This window comes from Pseudomonas vranovensis, assembly GCF_040438935.1.
In the GTDB taxonomy this organism is placed as follows: domain Bacteria; phylum Pseudomonadota; class Gammaproteobacteria; order Pseudomonadales; family Pseudomonadaceae; genus Aquipseudomonas; species Aquipseudomonas vranovensis.
The window spans coordinates 1,306,793-1,330,337 of the sequence record NZ_CP159259.1; the positions used below are offsets into that span (position 1 = coordinate 1,306,793).

At 63.5% G+C, this 23,545-nt stretch carries 26 protein-coding genes; 17 read left to right on the forward strand and 9 right to left on the reverse strand.

What is annotated here, in order from left to right; genetic code table 11:
• The first annotated feature begins 3 nt into the window (after nucleotides 1–3).
• The 4 genes from ABVN19_RS06115 to ABVN19_RS06130 all read left to right on the forward strand — a co-directional run bounded on the left by ABVN19_RS06115 (nucleotide 4) and on the right by ABVN19_RS06130 (nucleotide 3,539).
• Complete coding sequence (locus tag ABVN19_RS06115; RefSeq protein ID WP_105641792.1) at nucleotides 4–1,233, forward strand: Zn-dependent hydrolase; 1,230 nt, start codon at nucleotides 4–6, stop codon at nucleotides 1,231–1,233.
• Nucleotides 1,234–1,243: 10 nt separating this feature from the next.
• Nucleotides 1,244–2,281, forward strand: a complete 1,038-nt coding sequence (locus tag ABVN19_RS06120) for a histone deacetylase family protein (protein ID WP_028941685.1) — start codon at nucleotides 1,244–1,246, stop codon at nucleotides 2,279–2,281.
• A gap of 75 nt (nucleotides 2,282–2,356) precedes the next feature.
• On the forward strand, nucleotides 2,357–3,112 hold the full coding sequence (locus ABVN19_RS06125) for an SDR family oxidoreductase (RefSeq protein ID WP_028941686.1): 756 nt from the start codon (nucleotides 2,357–2,359) through the stop codon (nucleotides 3,110–3,112).
• A 58-nt stretch (nucleotides 3,113–3,170) separates the two neighbouring features.
• The gene (locus ABVN19_RS06130; RefSeq protein WP_319801996.1) at nucleotides 3,171–3,539 is read left to right on the forward strand and encodes a cupin domain-containing protein; all 369 of its coding nucleotides are present in this window, start codon (nucleotides 3,171–3,173) and stop codon (nucleotides 3,537–3,539) included.
• Nucleotides 3,540–3,756: 217 nt separating this feature from the next.
• Here the strand turns inward: ABVN19_RS06130 and ABVN19_RS06135 are convergent, their stop codons facing one another.
• From ABVN19_RS06135 to ABVN19_RS06150, 4 genes are all read right to left on the reverse strand, one after another.
• Nucleotides 3,757–4,305, reverse strand: a complete 549-nt coding sequence (locus tag ABVN19_RS06135; RefSeq protein ID WP_028941688.1) for a cupin domain-containing protein — start codon at nucleotides 4,303–4,305, stop codon at nucleotides 3,757–3,759.
• A gap of 57 nt (nucleotides 4,306–4,362) precedes the next feature.
• Complete coding sequence (locus ABVN19_RS06140; RefSeq protein ID WP_028941689.1) at nucleotides 4,363–5,583, reverse strand: MFS transporter; 1,221 nt, start codon at nucleotides 5,581–5,583, stop codon at nucleotides 4,363–4,365.
• A 76-nt stretch (nucleotides 5,584–5,659) separates the two neighbouring features.
• The gene (locus ABVN19_RS06145; RefSeq protein WP_028941690.1) at nucleotides 5,660–6,202 is read right to left on the reverse strand and encodes a cytochrome b; all 543 of its coding nucleotides are present in this window, start codon (nucleotides 6,200–6,202) and stop codon (nucleotides 5,660–5,662) included.
• The gene (locus tag ABVN19_RS06150; RefSeq protein WP_028941691.1) at nucleotides 6,199–7,245 is read right to left on the reverse strand and encodes a catalase family peroxidase; all 1,047 of its coding nucleotides are present in this window, start codon (nucleotides 7,243–7,245) and stop codon (nucleotides 6,199–6,201) included. The genes ABVN19_RS06145 and ABVN19_RS06150 overlap by 4 nt, the downstream gene beginning before the upstream one ends.
• Before the next feature lie 153 nt (nucleotides 7,246–7,398).
• Between ABVN19_RS06150 and ABVN19_RS06155 the strand changes: the two genes are divergently transcribed.
• The 4 genes from ABVN19_RS06155 to ABVN19_RS06170 all read left to right on the forward strand — a co-directional run bounded on the left by ABVN19_RS06155 (nucleotide 7,399) and on the right by ABVN19_RS06170 (nucleotide 9,910).
• Nucleotides 7,399–7,908 carry a sigma-70 family RNA polymerase sigma factor gene (locus ABVN19_RS06155; RefSeq protein ID WP_036989297.1) on the forward strand — a complete coding sequence of 170 codons (510 nt, stop codon included), beginning with the start codon at nucleotides 7,399–7,401 and terminating at the stop codon, nucleotides 7,906–7,908.
• Nucleotides 7,905–8,657, forward strand: a complete 753-nt coding sequence (locus ABVN19_RS06160) for an anti-sigma factor (protein WP_028941693.1) — start codon at nucleotides 7,905–7,907, stop codon at nucleotides 8,655–8,657. Before ABVN19_RS06155 ends, ABVN19_RS06160 begins: the two co-directional genes overlap by 4 nt.
• Nucleotides 8,658–8,734: 77 nt before the next feature.
• Nucleotides 8,735–9,070, forward strand: a complete 336-nt coding sequence (locus ABVN19_RS06165; protein ID WP_028941694.1) for a DUF2790 domain-containing protein — start codon at nucleotides 8,735–8,737, stop codon at nucleotides 9,068–9,070.
• An 87-nt stretch (nucleotides 9,071–9,157) separates the two neighbouring features.
• A complete protein-coding gene (locus ABVN19_RS06170; RefSeq protein WP_051270372.1) occupies nucleotides 9,158–9,910 on the forward strand; it encodes a FecR domain-containing protein in 753 nt (250 codons plus the stop codon).
• Nucleotides 9,911–9,939: 29 nt separating this feature from the next.
• Here the strand turns inward: ABVN19_RS06170 and ABVN19_RS06175 are convergent, their stop codons facing one another.
• The 3 genes from ABVN19_RS06175 to ABVN19_RS06185 form a co-directional block, all read right to left on the reverse strand.
• Nucleotides 9,940–10,272 carry a YegP family protein gene (locus ABVN19_RS06175; protein ID WP_028941695.1) on the reverse strand — a complete coding sequence of 111 codons (333 nt, stop codon included), beginning with the start codon at nucleotides 10,270–10,272 and terminating at the stop codon, nucleotides 9,940–9,942.
• Nucleotides 10,273–10,480: 208 nt separating this feature from the next.
• Complete coding sequence (locus ABVN19_RS06180) at nucleotides 10,481–10,867, reverse strand: GFA family protein (RefSeq protein ID WP_028941696.1); 387 nt, start codon at nucleotides 10,865–10,867, stop codon at nucleotides 10,481–10,483.
• Between the two features lie 51 nt (nucleotides 10,868–10,918).
• Nucleotides 10,919–11,248, reverse strand: a complete 330-nt coding sequence (locus tag ABVN19_RS06185; protein WP_028941697.1) for a hypothetical protein — start codon at nucleotides 11,246–11,248, stop codon at nucleotides 10,919–10,921.
• A gap of 162 nt (nucleotides 11,249–11,410) precedes the next feature.
• Here ABVN19_RS06185 and ABVN19_RS06190 point away from each other — a divergent pair, with 162 nt between their 5' ends.
• From ABVN19_RS06190 to ABVN19_RS06215, 6 genes are all read left to right on the forward strand, one after another.
• On the forward strand, nucleotides 11,411–12,364 hold the full coding sequence (locus tag ABVN19_RS06190; protein WP_028941698.1) for a TAXI family TRAP transporter solute-binding subunit: 954 nt from the start codon (nucleotides 11,411–11,413) through the stop codon (nucleotides 12,362–12,364).
• Nucleotides 12,365–12,444: 80 nt separating this feature from the next.
• Nucleotides 12,445–14,469, forward strand: coding sequence for a TRAP transporter permease (locus ABVN19_RS06195; RefSeq protein WP_028941699.1), 2,025 nt, complete (start codon nucleotides 12,445–12,447; stop codon nucleotides 14,467–14,469).
• Nucleotides 14,466–14,852 (forward strand): DUF1850 domain-containing protein, encoded by a 387-nt coding sequence (locus ABVN19_RS06200; RefSeq protein ID WP_028941700.1) that lies wholly within the window; start codon nucleotides 14,466–14,468, stop codon nucleotides 14,850–14,852. The genes ABVN19_RS06195 and ABVN19_RS06200 overlap by 4 nt, the downstream gene beginning before the upstream one ends.
• Before the next feature lie 94 nt (nucleotides 14,853–14,946).
• Nucleotides 14,947–15,465 (forward strand): sigma-70 family RNA polymerase sigma factor, encoded by a 519-nt coding sequence (locus ABVN19_RS06205; RefSeq protein WP_028941701.1) that lies wholly within the window; start codon nucleotides 14,947–14,949, stop codon nucleotides 15,463–15,465.
• 5 nt (nucleotides 15,466–15,470) lie between these two features.
• Nucleotides 15,471–16,445: a FecR domain-containing protein gene (locus ABVN19_RS06210; protein ID WP_105641791.1), complete on the forward strand. Its 975-nt coding sequence runs from the start codon at nucleotides 15,471–15,473 to the stop codon at nucleotides 16,443–16,445.
• Nucleotides 16,446–16,524: 79 nt separating this feature from the next.
• Complete coding sequence (locus ABVN19_RS06215; protein WP_353632795.1) at nucleotides 16,525–19,038, forward strand: TonB-dependent siderophore receptor; 2,514 nt, start codon at nucleotides 16,525–16,527, stop codon at nucleotides 19,036–19,038.
• An 11-nt stretch (nucleotides 19,039–19,049) separates the two neighbouring features.
• On the opposite strand, the gene ABVN19_RS06220 is transcribed toward ABVN19_RS06215, so the two are convergent.
• Nucleotides 19,050–19,748 (reverse strand): isoprenylcysteine carboxylmethyltransferase family protein, encoded by a 699-nt coding sequence (locus tag ABVN19_RS06220; RefSeq protein ID WP_245219007.1) that lies wholly within the window; start codon nucleotides 19,746–19,748, stop codon nucleotides 19,050–19,052.
• Between the two features lie 160 nt (nucleotides 19,749–19,908).
• Between ABVN19_RS06220 and ABVN19_RS06225 the strand changes: the two genes are divergently transcribed.
• The 3 genes from ABVN19_RS06225 (at nucleotide 19,909) to ABVN19_RS06235 (ending at nucleotide 22,630) form a co-directional block, all read left to right on the forward strand.
• Nucleotides 19,909–20,412: a GNAT family N-acetyltransferase gene (locus tag ABVN19_RS06225; RefSeq protein ID WP_028941705.1), complete on the forward strand. Its 504-nt coding sequence runs from the start codon at nucleotides 19,909–19,911 to the stop codon at nucleotides 20,410–20,412.
• A 91-nt stretch (nucleotides 20,413–20,503) separates the two neighbouring features.
• Nucleotides 20,504–20,959 (forward strand): YbaK/EbsC family protein, encoded by a 456-nt coding sequence (locus ABVN19_RS06230; RefSeq protein WP_028941706.1) that lies wholly within the window; start codon nucleotides 20,504–20,506, stop codon nucleotides 20,957–20,959.
• 87 nt (nucleotides 20,960–21,046) lie between these two features.
• Entirely contained in the window at nucleotides 21,047–22,630 is a 1,584-nt protein-coding gene (locus ABVN19_RS06235) for a sensor domain-containing diguanylate cyclase (RefSeq protein ID WP_105641789.1), read from the forward strand.
• Here the strand turns inward: ABVN19_RS06235 and ABVN19_RS06240 are convergent.
• On the reverse strand, nucleotides 22,627–23,313 hold the full coding sequence (locus ABVN19_RS06240) for a TetR/AcrR family transcriptional regulator (protein ID WP_084167900.1): 687 nt from the start codon (nucleotides 23,311–23,313) through the stop codon (nucleotides 22,627–22,629). The two genes, ABVN19_RS06235 and ABVN19_RS06240, sit on opposite strands and share 4 nt — an antisense overlap.
• Between the last annotated feature and the right edge of the window lie 232 nt (nucleotides 23,314–23,545).

The window sequence follows — 23,545 nt, forward strand, 5'->3', positions numbered from 1 at the left end:
GTGATGTTGAAAAGCAACGGCGAACGCCTGTGGGCGAGCCTGATGGCCATGGCTGAAGTGGGTGCCACCGCCCGGGGCGGCAGTTGCCGCCTGGCCCTGAGCGAAGAAGACAAGGCCGGGCGCGAGCTGTTCGCCCACTGGTGCCGTGAAGCCGGCCTGACCCTGAGCGTCGACCCTATCGGCAACCTGTTTGCCCATCGCCCAGGGTGCGATCCGGATGCCGCACCGGTGATGATGGGCAGTCATCTCGACACCCAGCCCGAAGGTGGGCGCTTCGATGGCGTGTATGGCGTGTTGGCCGGTCTTGAGGTGGTACGTCGTCTCAATGACTTGAAGATCCAGACGCATAAGCCGCTTGAAATCGCCGTCTGGACCAACGAGGAGGGCGCCCGCTTCACCCCGGCCATGTTCGGCTCGGCGGTGTTCACCGGCAGCATGAAGCTCGAGGACGCGCTGGCGGTACGCGATGCCGAGGGCATCAGTGTCGCCCAGGCACTGGAGCGAACCGGCTTCGCCGGCGAACGTCCGTTGGGCGGGGCGGTGGATGCCTATTTCGAGGCGCATATCGAGCAAGGCCCGATCCTTGAGGACAACGCCAAGAACATCGGTGTGGTCAGCGGTGGCCAGGCCATTCGCTGGCTCGATGTGCAGGTCGAGGGCATGGCTGCCCATGCGGGCACCACACCCATGCCCCTGCGCAAGGATGCCCTTTATGGCGCCGCCCCGATGATCCAGGCCATCGAACAACTGGCCAGCGACTTCGCCCCCGAGGGCCTGACTACCGTAGGCGAGCTGAGCATCGCCAAGTCGTCGCGCAACACCATCCCCGGCTTGCTGCAGTTCACCGTGGACCTGCGTCACCACCACGACAGCGCCATCGAAGAAATGGAGCTGCAGGTCGAAGCGCGCTTGCGGGCGATCGCCGCGCTGCGTGGCTTGAGGGTCACCATCAACCGCCACTGGGTCAGCCCGGCGACACCCTTCGATGCCGACTGCGTGGCCGCCGTGCAGGCGGCGGTGGACGGCCTGGGATACGCACAGCAAGCCATCGTCAGTGGTGCCGGTCACGATGCGATCCTGCTGGCGCGCTACTGCCCGACCGCCATGGTGTTCATCCCTTGCGTGGGCGGCCTGAGCCACAATGAGGCCGAAGACGTGCTGCCCGAGGACGTGCGCCAGGGCGCCGACGTACTGCTCAACGCCGTGCTGGCCCGTGCCGGCCGGGTCGATTAAGGAGAAGCTCATGCGTTGCTACTTTCACCCCGAACAGCTGCTGCACCACCCGCGCAGCTACTATTCCCGCGGCCAGATGCGCACGCCTCAGGAAGTGCCCGAGCGTGCTCGGCACCTGCTGCAGGCGGCCAAGCGCCTGGGCTTCGAGATCGTCGAGCCCACGGATGGCGGCCTGCAGCCGCTTCTGGCGGTACACGGTGCGCCGTACCTGACGTTCCTTGAAGAGGCCCATCGACGCTGGAAGGAAGTACCCGAAGACTGGGGCGATGAAGTGATGTCGAACATCTTCGTGCGCGAACCCAACGCACTGCGCGGCATCCTTGCCCAGGCGGCCTGTTATCTGGCCGACGGCAGCTGCCCGGTGGGCGAGCTGACCTGGCGCTCGGCCTACTGGTCGGCACAAAGCGCGGTGGCCGGGGCCAGGGCGCTGCTCGATGGCGAGCCGGCTGCCTATGCCCTGTGCCGGCCACCGGGCCATCACGCCCGTGCCGAAGCTGCCGGTGGTTTCTGCTACCTGAACAACGCCGCCATTGCCGCCCAGGTGCTGCGCGAGCGCTTCGAGCGAGTGGCGGTACTCGACACCGACATGCACCACGGCCAGGGTATCCAGGAGATTTTCTACGCCCGGGATGATGTGCTGTACGTCTCGGTGCATGGCGACCCCACCAACTTCTACCCAGGTGTGGCTGGCTTTGCCGATGAACGCGGCAGCGGCGCCGGGGAGGGCTACAACCTGAACCTGCCCATGGTCCACGGTGCCAGCGAGGCGGATTTTCTCGCGTACCTGGACCTGGCCCTGGCCGCAGTGAAGGACTTTGACGCGCAGGTGCTGGTGCTGTCGCTGGGCTTCGACATCTTCGAACTGGACCCGCAAAGCAAGGTTGCCGTCACCCGCGAAGGTTTCGCCCTCCTGGGCGAGCGAATTCGTAGCCTGGGCCTGCCGTGCCTGATCGTGCAGGAGGGCGGCTATCACCTGGAAAGCCTGGAAGACAACGCGCAAGCGTTTTTCGCCCAGAGCGCCGAGTGGCAACTGCACGACAACCACTGATCCGCTGCCACGCCCCCGGTTGTACGACGAACTACGATGAAGGGTTGCTACTAACCAACCGTGGGAGAGTCGGCCATGAAAGTCGTCGTGATCGGGGGCACCGGTCTGATCGGTGCCCAGTTGTGCAACAACTTGCGGGCGAAGGGCCATGTTGTGCTGGCCGCTTCTCCCAGAACCGGCGTCGATGCTCTCACCGGCGAAGGCCTGGGCCCGGCGCTGCAGGGTGCCGAGGTGGTGGTCGATGTATCCAACTCCCCGTCATTCGAAGATGCCGCGGCGCTGTCGTTCTTTGAAACCTGCGGGCGCAACCTGTTTGCCGCTGAGAAGGCCGCGGGCGTGGGCCACCACATTGCGCTGTCGGTGGTGGGTACCGAACGCATGCTCGACAGCGGCTACTTTCGCGCCAAGATGGCCCAGGAAGAACTGATCAAGCAGTCGGGGGTGCCGTACACCATTTTGCGCGCCACACAATTCTTCGAGTTCATGGCGGGCATTGCCTACTCTGGCGCTGAGGGCAACCGGGTGCGCTTGACCGACGCTGCCTTGCAGCCGGTGGCATCGGCCGACGTTGCTCAGGCCCTGGCCGACAGTGCCGAGCAGGCCCCGGCCAACCGCACGCTGGAAGTCGCCGGCCCCGAGCGCTTGCCGCTGGTGGAATTTGTGCGCAGCTACCTGCAGTACAACCAGGACCCTCGCGAAGTCATCGCCGACCCCCAGGCCACTTACTTCGGCGCCCCCATCGACGACCGCTCGTTGACGCCCGACGCCGGTGCGCGCCTGGGCGCCATTCACTTCCAGACCTGGCTGAAAACCACCGCTGTCCAACATTGATACACCGGACCAGGAGAGCGACATGCGCATCCAGTCTTTGTTCATGCTTTTCCCCTTGATGGCCGTCATCAGCGTCCATGCCCAGACACCCACTGCGCCACCGCCCAGCGTCAAGCCGGTGATGACCCAGGCGCTGCCCGACTATCCGGGCAAGGAAGTATTGATCCTGGAGGTCGAGTACCCACCAGGTGGCGCCGACCCCGTGCATCGCCATGATGCCCACGGATTTGTCTATGTGCTGGAAGGGTCGGTGGTGATGGGCGTGAAGGGGGGCAAGGAGGTTACCCTCATGCCTGGGCAGAGCTTTCATGAAGGCCCGGCCGACATCCACACGGTGGGGCGCAACGCCAGCCAGAGCAAACCGGCGAAGTTCGTGGTGTTCCTGCTCAAGGACGTGAACAAGGCGGCAGTGTTGCCCGCGCAATAGTCGCTGCCGCTATGGTCGTTGCGACGGCAGATCCACCTGCGCGCACAGCCCGCCTCCCGGTCGGTTGTTGAGGGTCAGGGTACCGCCGATGGCATGGGTCAATTGCTGGGCGATGGCCATGATCCAGCAACTGCTGGGAGCAGGAGCGAGCGACCTGAGCCACGACCGCTGAGCGGTCGATCGCAGGCTGTCGCCAGGCGGGAGCAAGCCCCCCCTGTCAGAAGTTCGCCGGGGTGTTGGCGCTGATGATCTCGGCTTCGTCGGGGCCGATGTTCTTGAAGCTGTGGGGCAGGGTGGTGGGGAAGTAGTAGCCGTCACCGGAGTTGAGAATGCTGACCTGGCCATCGACGCGCAGCTCGATGGTGCCACGGGTGACCAGGCCGCACTCTTCACCTTCGGCATGCACGATCGGCTCATCGCCGGAGTCTGCACCGGGGGCGTAAAGCTCGCGCAGCATGCGCATCTGCCGGCCCTCGACACTGGCGCCGACCAGCAGCAGGCGCAGGCCGCTGTTGCCAAGGTCGGGCTGTTCGGTGGAGCGGAAGACGAAACGTTCCTCGCGTGGCGGCTCGTCGAAGCTGAAGAACTCCGCCAGGGACATGGGAATGCCTTCGAGCAGTTTTTTCAGGGAACTGACCGAGGGGCTGACGCGGTTCTGCTCGATCTGGGAAATTGTCGAGTTGGTCAACCCGCTGCGACGGGCCAGCTCCCGCTGGGAGAGTTTGTTGCGTTCACGCACCAGTTTGAGTCGTGTCCCCGTGTCCATAGCCGCCTTATAAGTTGAAAATTTTGGGCGAAGCATTAAAGCACATTCCGTCACCTATTAGCGGCCCGCTTGTACGGATGCCGGGCGCGGATGCGGCCACAGGCCGATCATCAGCAACAACGCGGCGACGATCAGGTACGGCAGGCGGGGGTCGACGGCATAGATCAGAGTGCCGGCCAGTGGCCCTACGACCACGCCCAGGCCTTGCGCAGCGCCGATGGACCCGGCCGTGGCACCCTGTTCGGAGGCGTCCATTGCATTGGCCGCCAGCGCCGAGAACGCCGGGAACACCCAGCCCATGCCGCAGGCTGAAACAAAAAAGCACGCCGACAGCAGGGTCGCACTGGTAGCAAAGGCGGCAGTGGCAAAGCCCACGGCGGCAATACTGGCGCCGACGGCGATCATTCGCAGCGGGGGCCACTGCAGCTTGCGCACCAACAATTGCGCCACGATCAACGCCACACCGACCATGGTCAGGGCAATGCCAGCGGTTTGCGCCGCTTCTGCCGGGCCCATTCCCAGGCGATCGAGGGCAAAGAAACCGACGGTGATCTGCGCCACCGACACGCTGATCATGGCCACGAACGCCACCAGCAGCGGTCGGCGCAGGCGCGGGTCGGTCAGACGTACCGGGCGCGGTGGTTGCTTGAGGTGCAGTTCCTGGCGCTTGAGCTTGAGTAGCAACACCAGGAACGCCAGCATCGGCAGGATCGCCATGGCATAGAACGGCAGGCTCAGGCTGTAGCGTGCCAGCAGCGCCGCCAGGGCCGGACCGATCACCAGGCCCACGGCGTTGGCCGCACCCAGTGACGCCAGGGTTCGGGCGCGGTACTGCGGAGCAATGTTGTCGGCAATCAGCGCCGCACCCGCAACCGGCAGGGCCGCATAGAACGCGCCGATCAGGCCGCGGCCGATCACCAGGCCGGCGAAGGCCAGCGCGGCACTGGGCAGCAGATGCAGGGCGGTATCGATGAACAGGCACAAGGCCCAGTAGGCGAGGGTGAAGCCGGCCGTGCCGAGCAGCAGCACGCGGCGTCGGCCCAGGCGATCACTGGCCTGGCCCCAGGGCCTGGCCAGCAGCATCCAGATCACCCCCGCCACCGTGACCGCGGCCCCCGCCTGCCAGGTGGCCAGCCCCAAAGTGCGCGCGATGGGGCCGATCAGCGCGACGAACGCCATCATCGCCATGGTGCAGGCCATGTTGGCGATCAGCAGCGGGCGCAGGTCGAAGGTGGCTTGGGCTGTATCGGGTTGGGCAGGGTCCTGTGCGGCGTTCATGGGCTATCCAAGGCAGTGAAGGCGGGCCGGGCATTGTGCCGTAAAAGGCTGGCCGACAATACCGGTCATGGACGGCTCACTGATCGGGCCGAACCGGCCCGGGCCACATACTGCGCATCACACCGTCGCGGCGTACCAGGGCGTGGACCAATGCCGCGCCCAGGTGTACCAGCACCGTGGCGAACAGCCCATAGGCCAGCCAGCCATGGGCTCGGCGCAACACGGCATACAGCTGCAGGTCGTGCGGCACCAGGGCCGGCAAGTGCAGCGGCAGAGGGTAGCCACCGGCCGACAGCATGCCCCAACCGATCAGTGGCATGGCTAGCATCAAGGCATACAACACCAGGTGCGAGGCGCCGGCGGCCAGGCGCTGCCAGGGCGGCAAATCGCGGGGCAGCGGAGGGTGGGGCAAGGTCAGGCGCATGGCAATACGGACCACGACCAGTATCAGCAAGGCCAGGCCAATGGCTTTGTGCAGGCTGATCAGCATGGTGTGGCGGGGTGACAGGTCGACGACCATGCTCACCCCGACGAATAACATCGCCAGGATCAGCAGCGCCATCAGCCAGTGCAGCAGCCTTGCCAGGGGGTGAAAGACAGAGGGTGAGGAGGCGTTCATGGTTGTGCTTCCTGGTGGCCGGCTTCGCGACTGCGGCGGTTGAACGACACGGCGTAGGCGGATGAGCGCGCCGCGAGGATCGGGTCGTCCGAGGGTTCGATGCCCGAGGGCAGGATCAATGGGTCGAAGTTGAGGTCGCGACAGGCGCCTTGCTCGGGACCGTCCACCTGTTCGATCACCAGGGTGCCCGCATCGATGCTACGGCGTTGGGCCGGCCAGGGCTGCGACGGGTCATCGACCGGATCGCCAGGTTCGGCCAGGGCCAGGCGCAAGGTCCAGCGCAATGCGCCCTCGCTCAGGCGCTGATGCAGGTCGTGCTGCAGGTAGTCGCGGTCGTCGATCGGGCTTTGCAGGGCCGCGAACGGCGTTTGCGGTATCAGGCTCCAGCGCACGAACTGGCGCGTACCACTGCCGTTGACCAAGGCAAAGGCATTGATGCTGTTGTAGCTTGAGTTGGCGAAGCTGTCAGGTGCCTTGTAGTCCTTGGCCCATTGGCGAAAGGCCGCACTCTCCGGGTGAGCGGCAAAGAATGCCTGGATCCGGGCCGGGTCCGGCTTTCCGGTGGCGGGGTCCGGCTTCATGGACAGGATTTGCTGGTAGAAGGCTTCGGGGGTATTCACCGGCAGTACCGGCGGGGTGTTCATGCCGGTACGCCACTGCTGGCCGTCATCACTGCTGAACTGCAACGCCAGGCTGCGCACTGGCACACTGGTGTCTGGGCTGTAGGGGTTGCTGCCGCCGATGGCGAAGCGCCCGATCACCGGCACCTTCGCCTGGTTGAACACCCGGGCGCGGGACAGTGGTTCGGCCAGGCCGCTGCTCTGGAAGTAGCCACTGACGCAGAGGCCCTTGGCGTGGTTTTTACGGTAGCCGGGGAAGTGGCCACCCTGGGCTTCAAAGGTGTCGATGATGCGTTGCGGGGTCAGTCGCTCGGCGCCGATCCAGCCGGCGGCGTAAGCAAAGGCTGCGCCGAGGGCCGCCAGCCCGACACCGATGGCTGCCAGGCGCAAGGCGCGAGGTGTACCGCGTAACGGTGTGTTCATGGGAACAATCCGGGTCAATGAATGAGCCGGTACGACGTTGGGGGCGGGGATTTATTCCGGCGCCAGGGAATAAATTGCTTTCTCCGGCGTCTTTCTTGAAATTTTATCGCGGGGCAAGTCGCACCGCCGCACCTACAGGCCAAGGCTCAGCACATGAACGACCTGGACGACGACCAACTGCGCGAGATGCTCGAGAGGCTGCGCCGCTTTGCCTTGTGGCTGACCCGTGAAGCCAGCAGCGCCGACGACCTGGTTCAGGCCACGGTCGAGCGCGCCTTGACCCATCGTGGCCAGCAACGTGAGGACGGTAGCCTCAGGGCCTGGCTGTTCTCGATCCTGTATCGGCAATTCATCGATGGCAAGCGCCGGGAACGTCGTCATGCCCGCTGGCTGGCCTGGTTCGGGCGGGGGGAGGAGGCGGGCAATGCCACCGAAGACATCGTCCTGGCCCAGTCGGGCCTCGCCGCCTTCGCTCGCCTGCCCACCGAGCAGCGGGCCTTGCTGCTGTTGATCAGCGTCGAGGGGCTGAGCTACAAGGAGGCGGCCCAGGCGTTGCAGGTGCCCATCGGTACGGTGATGTCGCGATTGTCGCGGGCGCGCACGGCGTTGCGCGAACTGGCCGAGGGCAATACACCGCCCCCGGCGTTGCGGAGGTTGAAATGAGTCAGTTGATCCCTTCTGAAGAAGAGTTGCATGCCTATGTCGACGAGCGCCTGGACCGCGAGCGTCGGCGCACCGTGGAGCGTTACCTGGCGGCCAACCCCGAGCAGGCGGCCCGGGTCGAAGGCTGGCGCAACGATGCCCGGCACTTGCGCGTAGCCTTGTCCGGTCTTGCCGGGCGAGCCCCCAACCCGCGACTGGAACCTGCGGCGATTCGTCGTGAACTGCGCCGCAAGCGCCAGCGGCGTTGGGCCAATGCCGCTGTCTTGCTGGTGACACTGGGGATTGGCGGCTTGGGCGGTTGGCACGTACGCGAGTCGAGCCTGCTGGCCGGCAACCCGCCCATGGCCGATGCCGTGCAGGCGCACCGGTTGTTCGCCGGTGCCAGCGCCCTGGATCTCAGCGCCCGCGACCCGGCTCGCCTGCAGGCCTGGCTGGGCGAGCATTTCAAGCACGTCGGCAACCTGCCGGATTTTTCCGTCTATGGCTTCACCCCGTTAGGGGCACGGCTGTTGAGCAACGAGCAGGGCCCGGCCGCCTTGCTGGTGTTTGAAGATGCCCACGGCCAGCGGGTCAGCCTGTTTCTGCGTTCACCCGGCGAGCACTATGGGCGCATGCCCAGCGGCGAGCGCATCGACGGACAACTGCAGGCTCGCTATTGGTCCCAGGGTGACTACAACTACGCGTTGATCAGCGCGGCCTCCGACAGCCGGGGCGCAGCGCTGCGCAATGCACTGGGTGTCGCCTTGTAGCCGGTCTGTCATTGCGGGCGTAAGCTCAGGAGTGTTTGGCTTGGCAAATCGAGCCACTACGAGCGAGGTAAGCCGAAATGAAGCGCAAGCAAGGTTTGGTGGCGGCGGTGGTGTTGCTGCTGGCCGGCCAAAACGCGCTGGCCTCGGCACCAGAAGTGAAGGATGCGCGTCTGGTTGCCCATGAGCAGGCAGTGCAGGCCTATGCAGCAAGCATCGGAAAACCCGTCCCGGTTGTTCAGGACTATCGCGTTGGCACTTCCATGGATGTAGCCCGCTTGATCGAGCAGACCCCACAGGCCCGCGGTTGTGAAGCGGCGCCGATGCTGATTACCTACGAAGACACGAGCGGGCAACTGGTGACAGTGCGTTATCGGCTGGAGGGGCAGTGCGCGCGGTTTCAGTCCACGCGGTAAAGGTGGCGCACACATGCAGAAAGTGCTGGCCGATCAGGTGATGGCCAATTAGCATCTGCGGCTTTATTCGTGCCACAGGGGTTGGTCATGAACGTGGCAGGGAGCACACAGGCCAGCCGTCGCACCATGCTCAAGTACGGGCTGGCCTTGGCCGTTGCGGTGCCGGGCAGTGGGTTGCTGGGCTGGCAATTGCCGCTGGCCGCATGGAGCGCCGATCTGCGCACGACGGTTGGTGAGCGACGCGGTGTGCGCCTGGCAGATGGCAGCGTGCTGCAATTGAACACCGCGACGGCAGTGAACCTGGACCTCGCTCAGCATTGCGTAAGGCTGATCGAGGGCGAGCTTGCCCTGAGCGTCAACCATGCGCGCCCCTTGCATGTCGACTTCGGGCCGGCTCGGGTAACGGTGGGCCAGGCGCAGGTCAGCGTGCGTTGCGATGACAGGGTTTGCCGGCTGTCCGTGCTGTACGGCACGGTGCAGGTGCAGATAAAGCACGGAATGGCGCTGGCGCTGCATTACGGTGACCAGTTGACGGTGTATGCCGATGGCAGTGGCGCCATGGGGCGTCTTGACCCGCACGCACCGGATTGGCGTGACGGTGTGCTGAATGTCACGGATGTGCCACTGGGCGAGTTTCTGCGCGAGGTCTCACGCTATCGTCCGGGGGTTTTGCGGTGGGAGCCGGCGCTTGAATCGCATACGGTCAGTGGCACGTTCCCGCTGCATGACACCGATTCGATCCTTGCTTACCTGGCCGCCAATTTTCCGGTCACTGTACAAGCTCGCAGTCGTTACTGGGTCACGCTGGTATCGCGGGGCAAGCCCGCTCCTACCGGGTAGGTGCGGACTTGTCCCGGTACACGCTGTACTCAGGTGTTGTCTTTGACGGTCTTGCTGCTGCCATTGATTTTCACCGAGGCAATGCCCGCGTCGCGTGATTGCGCGGTGGCGTACAACTGGCTGGTGCCGATGACCTGATGATTGGCCGCCTTGAGGTTGAAGTGGAACTTGCCGTTGCTGGCCTCCTTTTTCTCATAGCGTTCGTCAGTGCCGCTATTGGCCTGGACCGAGGCGATGCCGCTTTCGGCAGAGGCCTTGGCTTTGTATAACTCACTGGTGAGGATGACTTCACCATTCCCGGCCTTGAGAACAAAGCGGTACTGGCCGTCACTGCTGGTGCCCAACTCGAACCAACCTGCCATGGGAGCTCCTTGGAGTGTGTAGATCATTCAGGGGCTGCTAGCGTGCTTGCTTGCAGTGACGAGTCAGTATGGTGGGGTTTGTCGGGTTGTCCAACGTGACCAGTCGCGGGTAGCCGCTGCCGCCAGGCTGCAATTGGGCGCGAAGCGGTCATGTGCCTGCGACTGCAATGCCCTCGATCGCAGCCTGACGGCAGTAGCTACCGAGTGGTCATTCCATTCTTTCCACCCACCAGCACACCTTCGACCCTATATGCACATGCTTCTGCCGGGCAGGTTCAAAGGGCGTGTCCAGCGTTCCCAGGGCGATACTGATCCAGTCTGGAAAAGCGCCTGCCGCATCAGCCCAGAACAGGTTCGCGCCACAGCACGAGCAAAAGCTGCGGCTGACCGTCGGCGAAGAGTGGTACACGCGCACCAGCCCCTGCGGGTCCAGGCACGTCAGGTCGGCACCGGGCACACTGCCATAGGACGCGAAGGCCGCGCCATGGCCTTTGCGGCACTGGCTGCAATGGCAATGGCTGACGGCCTTGATCGGCGAGTCGATGTGGTAGGTAACGGCGCCGCACAAGCAACTGCCGTGGTAGAGCGCTTTCATCCATCGAGCGTCCGTGAAAAGTCCGTCGAGGATGATACACGCCCCGGGTGACTACCGGCGTGCCACCGCGTGGTGGACGCACTGCTCGTAGTAGGTCTGCTTGATGGCCGCAGGCTTGAGACGTGACTGGCTGTTGTAGGTCTGCTCGGTGATGCCCATGGCGGTCATGCGCATCCAGGGTTTGGGGAATTTGCGCGCCTGTAGTCGTTTGCGCGCCGAGTACAAGGTCACCCCGGCAAGCTTCGATTGTTGCGCGCCAGCGGCTATATCCGAACCCCAACTACACACATAGCGATCATTCTGGCCCAGTGCCTTGGCGTGCGAACCAAGGGACAACGTGGCAAGAAAAACGGTTGCGAGGGTCAATCCATAAGCCCGCATGATGCCTACCTAAGCTATTGAAAGGAAAGCGAGTTTGCCAATGTGACAGAGGGCAGGGGGCCACCAGTAAGGCGTTTTTTTCAGACGGTTCTGAAGGATGGGCCCGGCAAGTGTCACCATAATCCGGGGTTCGAAAAACAAAACCATAGTGGAGTCAACCCTATGCGATCGAGCATGCGCCTGGGCCTTTTTGCTGCCGCAGCGGCCCTCACCGCCAGCAGTGCGGCATTCGCCGCTCCTACTTTCATCAATATCCTCACCGGCGGTACCAGCGGGGTGTACTACCCCATTGGTGTCGGCCTTTCGCAGGCCTATAGCGCAGGTATCGAGGGTTCCAGGACATCGGTGCAGGCCACCAAGGCGTCGGTTGAAAATCTCAATCTGCTGGAGGCAGGCCGTGGCGAATTGGCCCTGGCCCTGGCCGATTCGGTAGCCGATGCCTGGAACGGCGAAGAAGAAGCAGGCTTCAAGAAGCCGCTGAAAAAGCTGCGGGCGATTGCCAGTACCTATCCCAACTATATCCAGGTCGTTGCCAGTGAAGAGTCCGGCATCAAGACCCTGGAGGACCTCAAGGGCAAGCGCATTTCGGTAGGCGCGCCGAAATCGGGGACCGAGCTCAATGCCCGGGCCATTTTCAAGGCTGCCGGCCTCTCGTATGAAGACATGGGCAAGGTTGAATATTTGCCTTACGCCGAGTCGGTCGAGTTGATCAAGAACCGCCAACTCGATGCCACCTTGCAGTCGGCGGGCCTGGGCATGGCGGCTATCCGCGACCTGGCCTCGACCATGAAGATCCGCTTCGTCGCCATTCCTGCTGATGTCGTCGCCAGCATCGGCAACTCGGCCTACCAGGCTAGCACCATCCCGGCCGGTACCTACGACGGTCAGGACACTGATGTGCCGACGGCGGCGGTGGCCAATATTCTCGTCAGCCAGGAGAAGGTCTCCGATGAACTGGCCTATCAGATGACCAGGTTGATGTTCGACAACCTCAATCGCCTGTCGACCGCACATTCTGTGGCCAAGGACATTTCGCTCGAGACAGCCACCCAGAACCTGCCTATTCCCCTGCACCCCGGCGCCGAGCGCTACTTCAAAGAGCAAGGTGCTCTGTAAGCCATCGCGTATTCGCTGGTCGGGCCTGGTCATGCCAGGTCCGACTTGTTGCACGTTTGTGATCACCGAGGTACTGATCCATGAGTGAACAACCACAAGGCCTGACGGCCGGCGTTGGCAATTGGCCAAAGGCGCTGTTTATCGTCGCCTTGGCCTTTACCACCTTCCAGATAATTACCGCAGCCTTCCACCCGTTCTCAAGCCAGGTGCAGCGTGCCGGGCACGTGGGCTTTTTGCTGATGCTGGTGTTCCTCAGCTACCCGGCACTCGGCAAGGCCCGTCCGTACCAGCCCCTGGCCTGGTTGCTGGGCCTGCTGGGCCTGGGCACGGCGTTGTACCAGTGGTGGTTCGAGGGCGATCTGATCCAGCGTTCGGGTGACTTGTCCCAGGCCGACATGGTGATTGGGCTCATCCTGATCGTCATGGTCTTCGAGGCCGCACGACGGGTCATGGGCAGTGCCTTGCCGATCATCTGTGGCCTGTTCCTTGCCTACGGACTGTTCGGTGAATACCTGCCGGGCGACCTGGCGCATCGTGGCTACGGCCTGGACCAGATCGTCAACCAGCTGTCGTTTGGTACCGAAGGGCTGTACGGCACTCCGACCTATGTATCGGCCAGCTACATTTTCCTGTTCATCCTGTTCGGTGCCTTTCTCGAGCAGGCCGGCATGATCAAGCTGTTCACCGACTTCTCCATGGGCCTGTTCGGCCACAAGGTAGGTGGCCCGGCCAAGGTCTCGGTCGTGTCCTCGGCACTGATGGGCACCATCACCGGTTCCGGGGTGGCCAACGTGGTCACCACCGGACAGTTCACCATTCCGTTGATGAAGCGCTCCGGGTACAAGCCGGCCTTTGCCGGTGGCGTGGAAGCCACCGCCAGCATGGGCAGCCAGATGATGCCGCCAGTGATGGGCGCAGTGGCGTTCATCATGGCCGAGACCATCAACGTGCCGTACATCGAAGTCGCCAAGGCGGCGCTGATTCCGGCGTTGCTGTTTTTCGGCTCGGTGTTCTGGATGGTTCACCTTTCGGCCAAGCAGGCCGACCTTCAGGGCTTGCCCAAAGACCAGTGCCCCAATGCCTGGGCTGCGGTGCGCGAGCGTTGGTACCTGCTGATTCCATTGTTCGTGCTCGTGTACCTGTTGTTCTCCGGCCGCACGCCGTTGTTCTCAGGCATGGTCGGCCTTGCCCTGACGGCAATCGTCATTCTCGGCTCGGCACTGATTCTCAAGGTGTCCAGCACCGGCTTGCGGGTGGCATTCTGGATCGCGCTGGGGGTGCTGTGTGCCGGATTCTTCCAGTTGGGCATCAGTGTGATCTTTGCCGTGATCGCTGCCCTGGTGGCGGTCTGCTGGTTCATCAAGGGCGGGCGCGATACCTTGCGGGTCTGTCTCAATGCGCTGGTGGAAGGCGCTCGTCATGCCGTACCAGTGGGTATCGCCTGTGCGCTGGTCGGGGTGATCATCGGCATCGTCAGCCTGACCGGCATTGCCACCACCTTTGCGGGCTACATCCTGGCTATCGGCGAGGACAGCTTGCTGTTGTCTCTGGTGCTGACCATGCTCACCTGCCTGGTATTGGGCATGGGCATCCCGACCATCCCCAACTACATCATCACCAGTTCCATCGCCGCGCCGGCATTGATGGAACTGGGTGTTCCGCTGATCGTTTCGCACATGTTCGTGTTCTACTTCGGCATTCTCGCCGACCTCACGCCGCCGGTGGCACTGGCCTGCTTTGCCGCCGCGCCGATCGCCCGGGCGTCGGGCCTGAAGATCAGCCTGTGGGCGGTACGCATCGCCGCTGCCGGTTTCGTGGTGCCGTTCATGGCGGTCTACGACTCGGCGCTGATGCTGCAGGGTGACAGTGTGTGGGCGAGTGTCTACATGGTGTTCAAGGCAGCGTTTGCCATTGGGCTGTGGGGCGCGGCGTCGATCGGCTACCTGAGAGGGCATCTGACCTGGTGGGAGCGTGTAATGGCACTGCTCGTGGGCGGCCTGCTGATTCTGGCGGTGCCGATGACCGATGAGGTGGGCTTTGCCTTGGGCCTGCTGTTGCTCGGCCAGCACCTGTGGCGTACCCGCAGGGCTGTGGCGCTGGCGTGATCGGATTGTGCATGGGGTTGGCCGGGGTGGTGTGGAGCCAGTTGTTGGTGGACGACTTCACCCTGGCCTGGAACCACAGCATCGAGAAGGTCCGCTGGGAGGAGGACTATCGCGTCGCGCCCTCGGGGTTGCTGCTCGGGGAAGCACGGGTGAAGGGCTCGGGCGCTGGCATGGAGATCCCCGACGATGCCCGCTTGCACGACGGCAGTTGGCATTACCAGCGCCAATTGCCGCCGTTGCAGCCCCTGCGCCTGGGGCGTACGCCCCAGGCCGGGGACTATCACCTGTGCATCGACGGCCGCTGCCTGGTCTTGAGCCATTGGCTGGGGCCGCCACAGGCGAGTCAGCCTGCGGTGGAGATGTGGAGCTGCGAGTTGGGCTGAAGGGCAGGCGCCTATCGATTCAACGGTTGCCGGGCGACCGTAGTGTCGATACCATTCGGAACAATTCTCACTTACATCTTTTCCAGGTGCGTCCATGTCTGCTGCCGAGCCGACCTTCCAGCGTGCGATCCATGAGCTGTACAACGAGCATCATGGATGGTTGTTCACCTGGCTGCGCCGCAAGCTGCGTTGCCCGCAGAATGCCGCCGACACCGCCCACGATACGTTCCTGCGTATCCTGGGATCACGCGATTCGCTGGTGGGCATCCGCGAGCCGCGGGCATTCCTCAGCACCACCGCGCGCCGGTTGATCATCGACAAGGCCCGCCGCCAGCACATCGAAGATGCCTACCTGCGCGAGCTGGCGCTGACCGTCGATGTGCTCGAAGGCCATCAGTCACCCGAGCAGATCCTCACCACCCTCGAAGCCCTGGAGCAGATCGCCTTTGTACTCGAAGGCCTGAACGACAAGGTGCGCCAGGCCTTCGTCGACTACTACCTCGACGAACTGACCCAGGTCCAGATCGCCCAGCGTCTGGAAGTGTCCGAGCGCATGGTGCGCAAGTACCTGTTGCAGGCGCTGATGCACTGCAACCAGGCCCTGGATGTGTGAGGCCAATGCACGTCGATGACAGCATCGAGGCCCAGGCTGCCGAGTGGGTCCTGCGCCTGGGCGAAGGCGAGCTGAGCGAGCAGGAGCGCCAGGCGTTCGAGCGCTGGCGCCAGCTCGACAGCCGCCACCAGGCCACGTTCGATCGCATCAGCAGCGTGGTTGCGCAGCTTCACGGCCTGTGCTCGCAGCGCCGGCCCGTACGGGCTGCACTGGAGGCCAACGGCAAGCGTCGCAACAAGGTACCGCGTGCGCGCCACCTGTTGGGCCTGGGCGTTCTACTGGCCAACCTGGGGCTGGTGATGCACTTGGGCGGCTACCGCATCGATGACCTGTTCGTCGACCTGCACACCGCGCCAGGCGAGTGGCATACCCGTACGCTGGAAGACGGCTCGCGTATCACCCTGTATGGCAACAGCGCTGTCGATCTGAACCTCGGCAGTGGCCAGCGTCGCGTCGAGTTGCTGCGCGGTCAGGTGCTGGTGGACGTTGCGCCAGACCCGGGCAGGCCGTTCGTGGTGGTCACGGATGAAGGCAGTTTCAAGGCCCTGGGCACGCGTTTTGTGGTCAGCCGTGGGCAAGGCCAGAGCGAGTTGAGCATGTTGCACTCCAGCGTGGCGGCGCAAAGCGCGGACCACAGCCAGGCGCTGGAGGTGCGCAGCGGCGGGCGCGTATGGGTGCGTCCCGATGCAGTGGGCCGGCTGCCGGATATCGACCCTGCCAGCTTCGAGCAGGCCTGGCAGGGGCATCAACTGGTGGTCGAGCAATGGCCGCTGCCCAAGGTGCTGGAGGCACTGGGGCGTCAGCGTCGCGGGCACCTGCAATTCGATGCGGCGGCTCTGGCCGATCTGAAGGTGTCTGCCGTACTGCCACTGGACGATACCCAGCGTGCCTTGCAGCTGCTGGCCCAGGCCTTGCCGATCTGTCTGCAGTCGTTTACGCCGCTGTGGACGCGCATCGAACGACGACCAGCTGAAAAATAATCATTTCCATCGGTTCCGCATTGTCAGCGTGGCCCGTCAAGCAAAGGGCCAACATGATTAAAACAGGAGCCGTTGCACCATGCGTCGATTTGCTGCCTCACCCACCCTGAGCCCCATTGCGCTGTGTATTCACCTGGCCTGTGCCGGGGTGGTCGTGGCCATGCCGCAACTGGCTGTGGCCCAGTCCCAGCAGCGTTACGACATTCCGGCCGGGCCGCTGAGCACTGCGCTGAACCGCTTTGCCCAGCAGGCCGGTGTCGCCCTGGTGTTCCAGGCTGATGAACTGGCGGGGCGTGCCAGCCATGGCCTGGTCGGCAACTACACCGTGGAAGACGGTTTTGCCACCTTGCTCGACGGTAGCGGCTATCGCAGCAGCCAAAGCGACGACGGTTATGTGCTGTTGCCGGTGCTCGATCTGCAGTCCGGGCAAACCCTGGAGCTGGGCGTGACCACCGTGGCCGGGCAGGGCATGGGGGAAAGTACCGAGAACACCGGCAGCTATGCGCCGGGCCTGATCAGCGTCGGTTCCAAGTCGCCCACCAGTCTGCGGGAAACGCCACAGTCGGTCTCGGTGATTACCCGTCAGTTGATCGAAGACCAGCAGATGACCGACATCAACGAAGCGATGAAGGCCACGCCTGGGGTGATTACCCAGAGCACCACCTTCCGTATCCAGGACTTCATCTCCCGCGGCTTCTCCATCCAGAACCTGCAGATCGACGGCGCTGCCCCCCAGGCGCTGGGTACTGCCATGGGCTCGTTCTACTCCTCGAACATCTTCGACCTGGCCGAGTTCGACCACGTCGAAGTGCTGCGTGGTTCGGCGGCGCTGTTCGGTGGCTCGGGCGACCCTGGTGGCATTATCAACCTGGTGCGCAAACGGCCAATGGCCTACAACCAGCTCAAGCTGACCCTGAGCGCCGGCAGCTGGGACAACTACCGCCAGGAGCTGGACCTTACCGGCCCCATGGGCTGGGACGGTCGCCTGCGTGGGCGTCTGGTGGTGGCCAATACCGACCGCCAGTACTTCGTCGACAAGCGCAGCACACAAAAGCCGCTGGTGTACGGGGTGATGGAGGCTGATCTCACCGACGCCGACATGTTCACTTTCGGCGTGCGCTACAACAAATCCCATGAAAACGGCACCCAGAGTTCGGTGCCACGCTACAGCGACGGTGCCGACCTGGGCCTGCCGCGGCACACCGGCCTGACCCAGAGCTGGGCGTTTGCCGACACTACCGCGCGTGAGTATTTCGCCAAGTACGACCACCGCTTCAACGACGACTGGAAGCTCAACCTGTCGTACACCAACATCTGGGATGTGTCCTGGTTCAAGACCGCCTCTACCCTCAATGCGGTCAGCCCCACCACCGGCACTGGGGTGACGTGGTACGGTACCCAGAGCCGCCAGGAAAACGAGCAGCACCTGTACGACGTCAACCTGGCCGGCGACTTCCAGGCCTTTGGCCTCGATCACCAACTGGTGGTGGGCGCCGATTACCAGCGCATCGACAGCCGCTGGCTGGGCACTGCGCCGCACCCGGGCTTTGGCGGGCCGGTGAACGTCTTCGACCCGGCGGCAACGCCCTGGGAGAAGCCGGCCAATCACACCGACTACAGCCGCGACTACAACCCCAATGCTCAGCGTCAGTACGGCCTGTACTCCAGCCTGCGCCTGCAGTTGGCCGAACCGTTGCACCTGATCGTCGGTGCCCGGGCCCAGCGCTATCACTTCAACCAGACCTACCAGACCCGCAGTGGCGATGTGTGGAGCCCGGTGTCGGATGTCGACCAGCGCATCGGCACCAAACTCACGCCCTTCGGCGGTATCGTCTACGACCTGAGCGATCAGTGGTCGGCCTACGCCAGCTATTCGGAAATCTACAAGCCCCAGGCCAACAAGCTCTCCGGCCCACAGCCAGGCAGCCCGATCGAGCCGATGAAGGGCAAAACCTACGAGACCGGCGTCAAGGGCGAACTGTTCGACGGCGCCTTGAACACCAACATCGCCCTGTACTACACCACCCGCGAAAACGAGGCAGTGATCGACCCGGCCTACGCCGGCACCAGCAGCCTGTTCGCCGGTAGCTGCTGTTACCTGAGCAACGGCAAGGTGGTAAGCAAGGGTGTGGACATCGAAGCCTCTGGCGAGCTGCTGCCGGACTGGACCCTGATCGGTGGCTACACCTTCAACCTCAACCGTAACCGCAGTGCCGATGTCCCGCTGAGCACGGTCATGCCCAAGCACCTGTTCAAGCTCTACACCACCTACCGCCTGCCAGGCGTGCTGCACGACTTCAAGGTGGGCGGCGGTGTGCAGGTGCAGAGCGCCACCTATGTGTCGGGTACCACCACGCGCTTCAATCCCGATGGCAGCGTGGCCCAGAGCAACGTGCCGTTCGACTTCGGCCAGGGTGGCTATGCCACCTGGAACGCGCTGGTGGACTACAAACTGGACGAGCACTGGGACCTGGCGCTCAACGGCAACAACCTGTTCGACAAGAAGTACTACCAGACCGTCGGCACCTCGACCTATGGCAACTACTACGGCGACCCGCGCAACTTTATGCTGACCCTGCGCGGTACTTACTGACCAGGCTTGCGCTACCAGAGGCCGGGCATCAGTTTCCAGCGCACCCGTTGGGCGTAGGCGGCGTACCCGGCAAGTTCGGCCTGCAGCAAGCGGTCTTCCCAGCCGGTACGCACCACCAGCAGCGCTGCGGCCAGGGCGGCCGGGAGCAGCGCCCAGAACGAGCCCAGCGCCAGCGCCATGCCGAAAAATAGCCAGAGCGCGGCGATGTAGCCGGGGTGGCGGACAAAGCGGTAGGGGCCGTTGTCGATCACCCGTTGCTGGCGCTCGGACTGGATACGTACGCCGGGCTCGAAGAACGGATTGACTGCCTGCGCCCAGGCGGTCACCGCGATCCCTGCAAGAATGCCGAGGTAGCCCAGCAGTACCATCCAGCCCGGTACTGATGACCCGTGAAAGCGCCCGGCATCGAGCGCCGCCACGGGCAACACGGCGGTCATCGCCGGCAGAATGATTGCCAGCAAGGCCTTGTCCCAGCGTTTGGTGCCGGGTTGAAAGCGGCTGCGCGCGCGGTAGATCACCGGGTTGACCCGGGCCAGTATCAGGGCCGAGACACCAAAGCCCACCACCAGCACGCCGAGAAACCTCCAGCCGGGAGCCCAGGTGAGACTGCCGGCGGGCAGGAAGATCAAGGCCAGCAGCGCCAGTGGCAGGACGATCGCGTAGGCGAGGACGCTGCGGCGGGACATCGGTGGTGGGTCTATCGCCTTCATGGAGGACCTCCTTGTGGGAGCGGCGGTGCGACGTCTCGACTTGCCCCGCGATCCGGCATTGATAACAATGGCGCCCGCCAATCAGGCACCCTTGTTTTTAGACCGAGATCCCCATGCTTTCGATCCATGATTCCTGCCTGTCTGCTTTCGAGGCCCAGCCATGAGCGAACTCACCGTCGAGCTGCTGCAAACCGGCCCCGAACACGTCGAACTGATCCGCAACCTCTACCAGTTCTATGCCTATGAGTCCTCGGACTGGGAGCAGGAAGACGTGGAGGCGGACGGCCGTTTCTACATTCATGACGAGCACCTGCTGCGCTACTGGCAAGAGCCGGACTGGAGCGCCAACCTGATTCTGGTCGAGGGTTTCATTGCAGGCTTCATGCTGATCGAGCGCAGTGAACTGCCGGCGTTCAATGCGTTGGAGCTGGCCGACCTGTTCATCCTCAGGCGCTACCGGCGCAAGGGCATCGCCAGCGCATTGGCCAGCCAGGTATTGATGAGCGGGGAGAGCGACTGGTTGATCCGTTACTACGACCAGGACGAAACCGCCCACGCATTCTGGCGCAAGGTACTCGACGCGTTGCCACGGCCGGTCCGGGCCATTGAGCTGGATGATGAACCCGACCTGCAGAATTTCCTGGTGACGCGGGCGTTGCACTGACCGGTCGGGTGCTTGCCAAGTGTGAGGGGGTCATGTTCCATTGCGGCTTTGGGTCAAACCGCAACGCCTCAATCACAAGGACACGTCACTCATGAGCTTGCAGTCAGTCCGGGCTTATTTTGCCCATCACGCCCCCGATATCGAAGTCGTCGAGCTGGGTACCAGCACCGCCACCGTCGCCCTGGCCGCCGAGGCCCTGGGGGTCGAACATGGCCAGATTGCCAAGACCCTGTCACTGCGGGTGGGCGAGGAGGTCATTCTGCTGGTCACCCGGGGCGATGCGCGCCTGGACAACCGCAAGTACAAGCAGCACTTTGGCGTCAAGGCGCGCATGCTCGATGCCGCGCAGGTCGAAGAGGCGACCGGGCACCCGGTCGGTGGCGTCTGCCCGTTCGGGCTGGTGCGGCCGTTGTCGGTGTATTGCGATGTGTCGCTCAAAAGCTTTTCCGTTGTATTCCCGGCAGGCGGCGCACCCAACGCTGCGGTGCGGATCGAGCCAGGACACCTGGCAAGCCTGGTGGGCGCGCAGTGGGTGGACGTGGTGTAACGGTCCCGCTTCCACTGTAGGCGCGGGCTTGCCCCGCGACCCATAACAGCTAGGCTACAAACGCAGGATTTACCTACGGCAGGAAGCATGAAGTACTTACGTCCGAACGCCATCGGCCTACGCGGCCTGATCCTTACCTTCGTCCTCCTGGCCGTCATGGCCACGCTGTGCAACAGCCTGTGGGTGGCCTATGGCGTACAGCGCGATGCGTTGATCCACTCACGCCTGGAGGCGAACCGCGCCTACGCCTCCAAGGTCGCTTCGAGCATCGGCCAGTTCCTGAGTTCGGCCCACCATCATCTGGGCTACAGCAGCCAGATGGTTGCCCGGGACTTTGGCAACCCGCAGTTGCTCAAGGATGAAGCCGTGCGCCTGCACGCCCAGGACACCGACTTCAACGCCGTGCGCATTATCGACGCCAGTGGCAAGGTCCTGCAGGCGTACCCCGATCAGGCGCACTTGATCGGTACCACATTGAGGTCCGATGAAATCCAGCAGGCACTCAAGGAGCGCCGCCCTCTGGTCAGTCATGCCTATGTGACGGTAACGGGCAACCTGATCGTGTTTATCTCCAATCCCATTTTCAGTGCGGCCGGGGAGTTTCTCGGTGTCGTTGGTGCATCGGTATTCATCCGTGACCAAGGCGTGCTGCACACGCTGATCGGCAACCACTATCACCATGACGGTACCTACGCCTTCGTTGCCGACGACAACCGGCGCCTTTTGTATCACTCTGATCATCCGCGTATCGGCGAAGTGCTTACCTCAAGCCCGACCGTCGATGCTGCCTTGCGCGGCGAAAACGGGGCCATGGATGTGCCGAACCTAAAGGGCATCCAGATGCTGGCCGGATACGCCCAGGTGAAGAACGCCAACTGGGCGGTGGTCGCGCAGCAGCCCAGGGCGCTGGCCTTGGCGCCGCTGGAAACACTGATGCGCGACATGCTGATCAAGATCGTGCCGGCGGGCCTGGTGGGGCTGATATTGATTCTGCTCGGCACCATGTTGATTACCCGGCCGTTGCAGCAGCTGGCAAAAAGCGCCAACCGCCTGTCGGCCCCGAATACGTCTGAAGAGCTGAATGCCATCAATGCCTGGTACCGGGAGGCGGCGGCCATTCGCCAGGCCTTGCTCGGCAGCGTGCAGCGGGTGCGGCAAAAAATCGGCAGCCTCAGCCAGGCCGCCCAGAGCGATGCATTGACGGGGCTGGCCAACCGCCGGGCAATGGATGCCTCGTTGCAAGCACTCGATCAGACGGAACGCGACTATGCCGTGCTGGCCCTGGATATCGACCACTTCAAACGGGTCAACGACACCTTTGGCCATGACGTCGGCGACATCGCCCTCAAACAGGTGGCTGCGATCATTCAGCAGTGTTCCCGCGCCGAAGACCTGGCCTGCCGTGCCGGTGGCGAGGAGTTCGTGCTGGTGCTGCCGGAATCCAGCCTGGAGGCGGCCCGGGACATTGCCGAACGCATCCGCCATACCGTTGCTACCACCGAAATAGCCCAGGTGGGAACACTCACGATCTCGATCGGCGTGGCCTGCCGCAGCGTCGATTCGCAGGCTTCCGGGGCCATTCTCAAGCGCGCCGACCAGCGCTTGTACGGTGCTAAAACCGGGGGCCGTAACCGCGTGGTGGCCGACGACGCCGAGGTGCAGAGCGCCTAGGCCGGCATCACGCCGCGCAGCACCAGGCGAGTGATGCTGGCCACGGCGTTGTCCAGGTCGGTGTCGCTGGCCTTGCTCTTGTGCGCATCGCTTACAAGGTGGGCGCCGAAATTGGCATAGGCCTGGGTGGTCGACCAGAGACTGATGAGCAGGTGCCGGGCATCGATGGCGGCCAGTTGGCCGTTGTCGATCCACTGTTGCAGGCACTCGACACCCCGGTCCACTTCATGCTGCAGGCGCACCGCATGCTCGCGGGGCAGGTGCCGCGCGCCGTGCATCATTTCCGCGACAAAGACTTTCGCCGCCCACGGACGGGTGCGAATGATCTTGAACTTGGCGCGGATCAATCGCTCCAGGGCCTCCCGCGGCGAGTTTTCCGGGCGCAACTGGGTAAAGGCGTCCAGATAGCGCTGGGCGACACTGTCGAGTACCTGCCGGTAGAGGTTTTCCTTGGACAGGAAGTAATAGTTCACGTTGGCCTTGGGCAAACCGCTCAACTGCGCAACCTCGCTCAGGGTGGTGGCGGCGAAACCGTTACGGGCGAACGCTTTGGCTGCAACCCGCAAAATCAACGCGCGATTGCGCCGCCCCGGCTCGTTGGGCCTTTTCTCCACCGCCCGGGCACTGACATAGGGCACGCCGGCGGGTGTGCCCTGGGTAGGTTCATACAACAGGTTTTCCATCGGTGTTCTCGCCTGGCTGGGCCATTCGTCACGCAATATACAAAATTATATAGCGGTAGAGGTGAGCTTTGTGAGGCACTTGATCGGATGGGCGGGCAGGGTGGTAGTGGGTTATCGGTTGGTTGAGGTTCTTGTCACATTCTGCGACAACGGGCCGCACCCCGTAATTAAAGGGTTACAGACGTACGGAGCGATCGGCGCTGGAACCCCGGCGGGCCCACATGACAAAATG

What these genes read in the sequence shown, in the direction of transcription:
- ABVN19_RS06115 (WP_105641792.1), top strand. Translation starts at nt 4, where the DNA reads ATGTTGAAAAGCAACGGCGAACGCCTGTGGGCGAGCCTGATGGCCATG.
- ABVN19_RS06120 (WP_028941685.1), top strand. Translation starts at nt 1,244, where the DNA reads ATGCGTTGCTACTTTCACCCCGAACAGCTGCTGCACCACCCGCGCAGC.
- ABVN19_RS06125 (WP_028941686.1), top strand. Translation starts at nt 2,357, where the DNA reads ATGAAAGTCGTCGTGATCGGGGGCACCGGTCTGATCGGTGCCCAGTTG.
- ABVN19_RS06130 (WP_319801996.1), top strand. Translation starts at nt 3,171, where the DNA reads ATGGCCGTCATCAGCGTCCATGCCCAGACACCCACTGCGCCACCGCCC.
- ABVN19_RS06135 (WP_028941688.1), bottom strand. Translation starts at nt 4,305, where the DNA reads ATGGACACGGGGACACGACTCAAACTGGTGCGTGAACGCAACAAACTC.
- ABVN19_RS06140 (WP_028941689.1), bottom strand. Translation starts at nt 5,583, where the DNA reads ATGAACGCCGCACAGGACCCTGCCCAACCCGATACAGCCCAAGCCACC.
- ABVN19_RS06145 (WP_028941690.1), bottom strand. Translation starts at nt 6,202, where the DNA reads ATGAACGCCTCCTCACCCTCTGTCTTTCACCCCCTGGCAAGGCTGCTG.
- ABVN19_RS06150 (WP_028941691.1), bottom strand. Translation starts at nt 7,245, where the DNA reads ATGAACACACCGTTACGCGGTACACCTCGCGCCTTGCGCCTGGCAGCC.
- ABVN19_RS06155 (WP_036989297.1), top strand. Translation starts at nt 7,399, where the DNA reads ATGAACGACCTGGACGACGACCAACTGCGCGAGATGCTCGAGAGGCTG.
- ABVN19_RS06160 (WP_028941693.1), top strand. Translation starts at nt 7,905, where the DNA reads ATGAGTCAGTTGATCCCTTCTGAAGAAGAGTTGCATGCCTATGTCGAC.
- ABVN19_RS06165 (WP_028941694.1), top strand. Translation starts at nt 8,735, where the DNA reads ATGAAGCGCAAGCAAGGTTTGGTGGCGGCGGTGGTGTTGCTGCTGGCC.
- ABVN19_RS06170 (WP_051270372.1), top strand. Translation starts at nt 9,158, where the DNA reads ATGAACGTGGCAGGGAGCACACAGGCCAGCCGTCGCACCATGCTCAAG.
- ABVN19_RS06175 (WP_028941695.1), bottom strand. Translation starts at nt 10,272, where the DNA reads ATGGCAGGTTGGTTCGAGTTGGGCACCAGCAGTGACGGCCAGTACCGC.
- ABVN19_RS06180 (WP_028941696.1), bottom strand. Translation starts at nt 10,867, where the DNA reads ATGAAAGCGCTCTACCACGGCAGTTGCTTGTGCGGCGCCGTTACCTAC.
- ABVN19_RS06185 (WP_028941697.1), bottom strand. Translation starts at nt 11,248, where the DNA reads ATGCGGGCTTATGGATTGACCCTCGCAACCGTTTTTCTTGCCACGTTG.
- ABVN19_RS06190 (WP_028941698.1), top strand. Translation starts at nt 11,411, where the DNA reads ATGCGATCGAGCATGCGCCTGGGCCTTTTTGCTGCCGCAGCGGCCCTC.
- ABVN19_RS06195 (WP_028941699.1), top strand. Translation starts at nt 12,445, where the DNA reads ATGAGTGAACAACCACAAGGCCTGACGGCCGGCGTTGGCAATTGGCCA.
- ABVN19_RS06205 (WP_028941701.1), top strand. Translation starts at nt 14,947, where the DNA reads ATGTCTGCTGCCGAGCCGACCTTCCAGCGTGCGATCCATGAGCTGTAC.
- ABVN19_RS06210 (WP_105641791.1), top strand. Translation starts at nt 15,471, where the DNA reads ATGCACGTCGATGACAGCATCGAGGCCCAGGCTGCCGAGTGGGTCCTG.
- ABVN19_RS06215 (WP_353632795.1), top strand. Translation starts at nt 16,525, where the DNA reads ATGCGTCGATTTGCTGCCTCACCCACCCTGAGCCCCATTGCGCTGTGT.
- ABVN19_RS06220 (WP_245219007.1), bottom strand. Translation starts at nt 19,748, where the DNA reads ATGAAGGCGATAGACCCACCACCGATGTCCCGCCGCAGCGTCCTCGCC.
- ABVN19_RS06225 (WP_028941705.1), top strand. Translation starts at nt 19,909, where the DNA reads ATGAGCGAACTCACCGTCGAGCTGCTGCAAACCGGCCCCGAACACGTC.
- ABVN19_RS06230 (WP_028941706.1), top strand. Translation starts at nt 20,504, where the DNA reads ATGAGCTTGCAGTCAGTCCGGGCTTATTTTGCCCATCACGCCCCCGAT.
- ABVN19_RS06235 (WP_105641789.1), top strand. Translation starts at nt 21,047, where the DNA reads ATGAAGTACTTACGTCCGAACGCCATCGGCCTACGCGGCCTGATCCTT.
- ABVN19_RS06240 (WP_084167900.1), bottom strand. Translation starts at nt 23,313, where the DNA reads ATGGAAAACCTGTTGTATGAACCTACCCAGGGCACACCCGCCGGCGTG.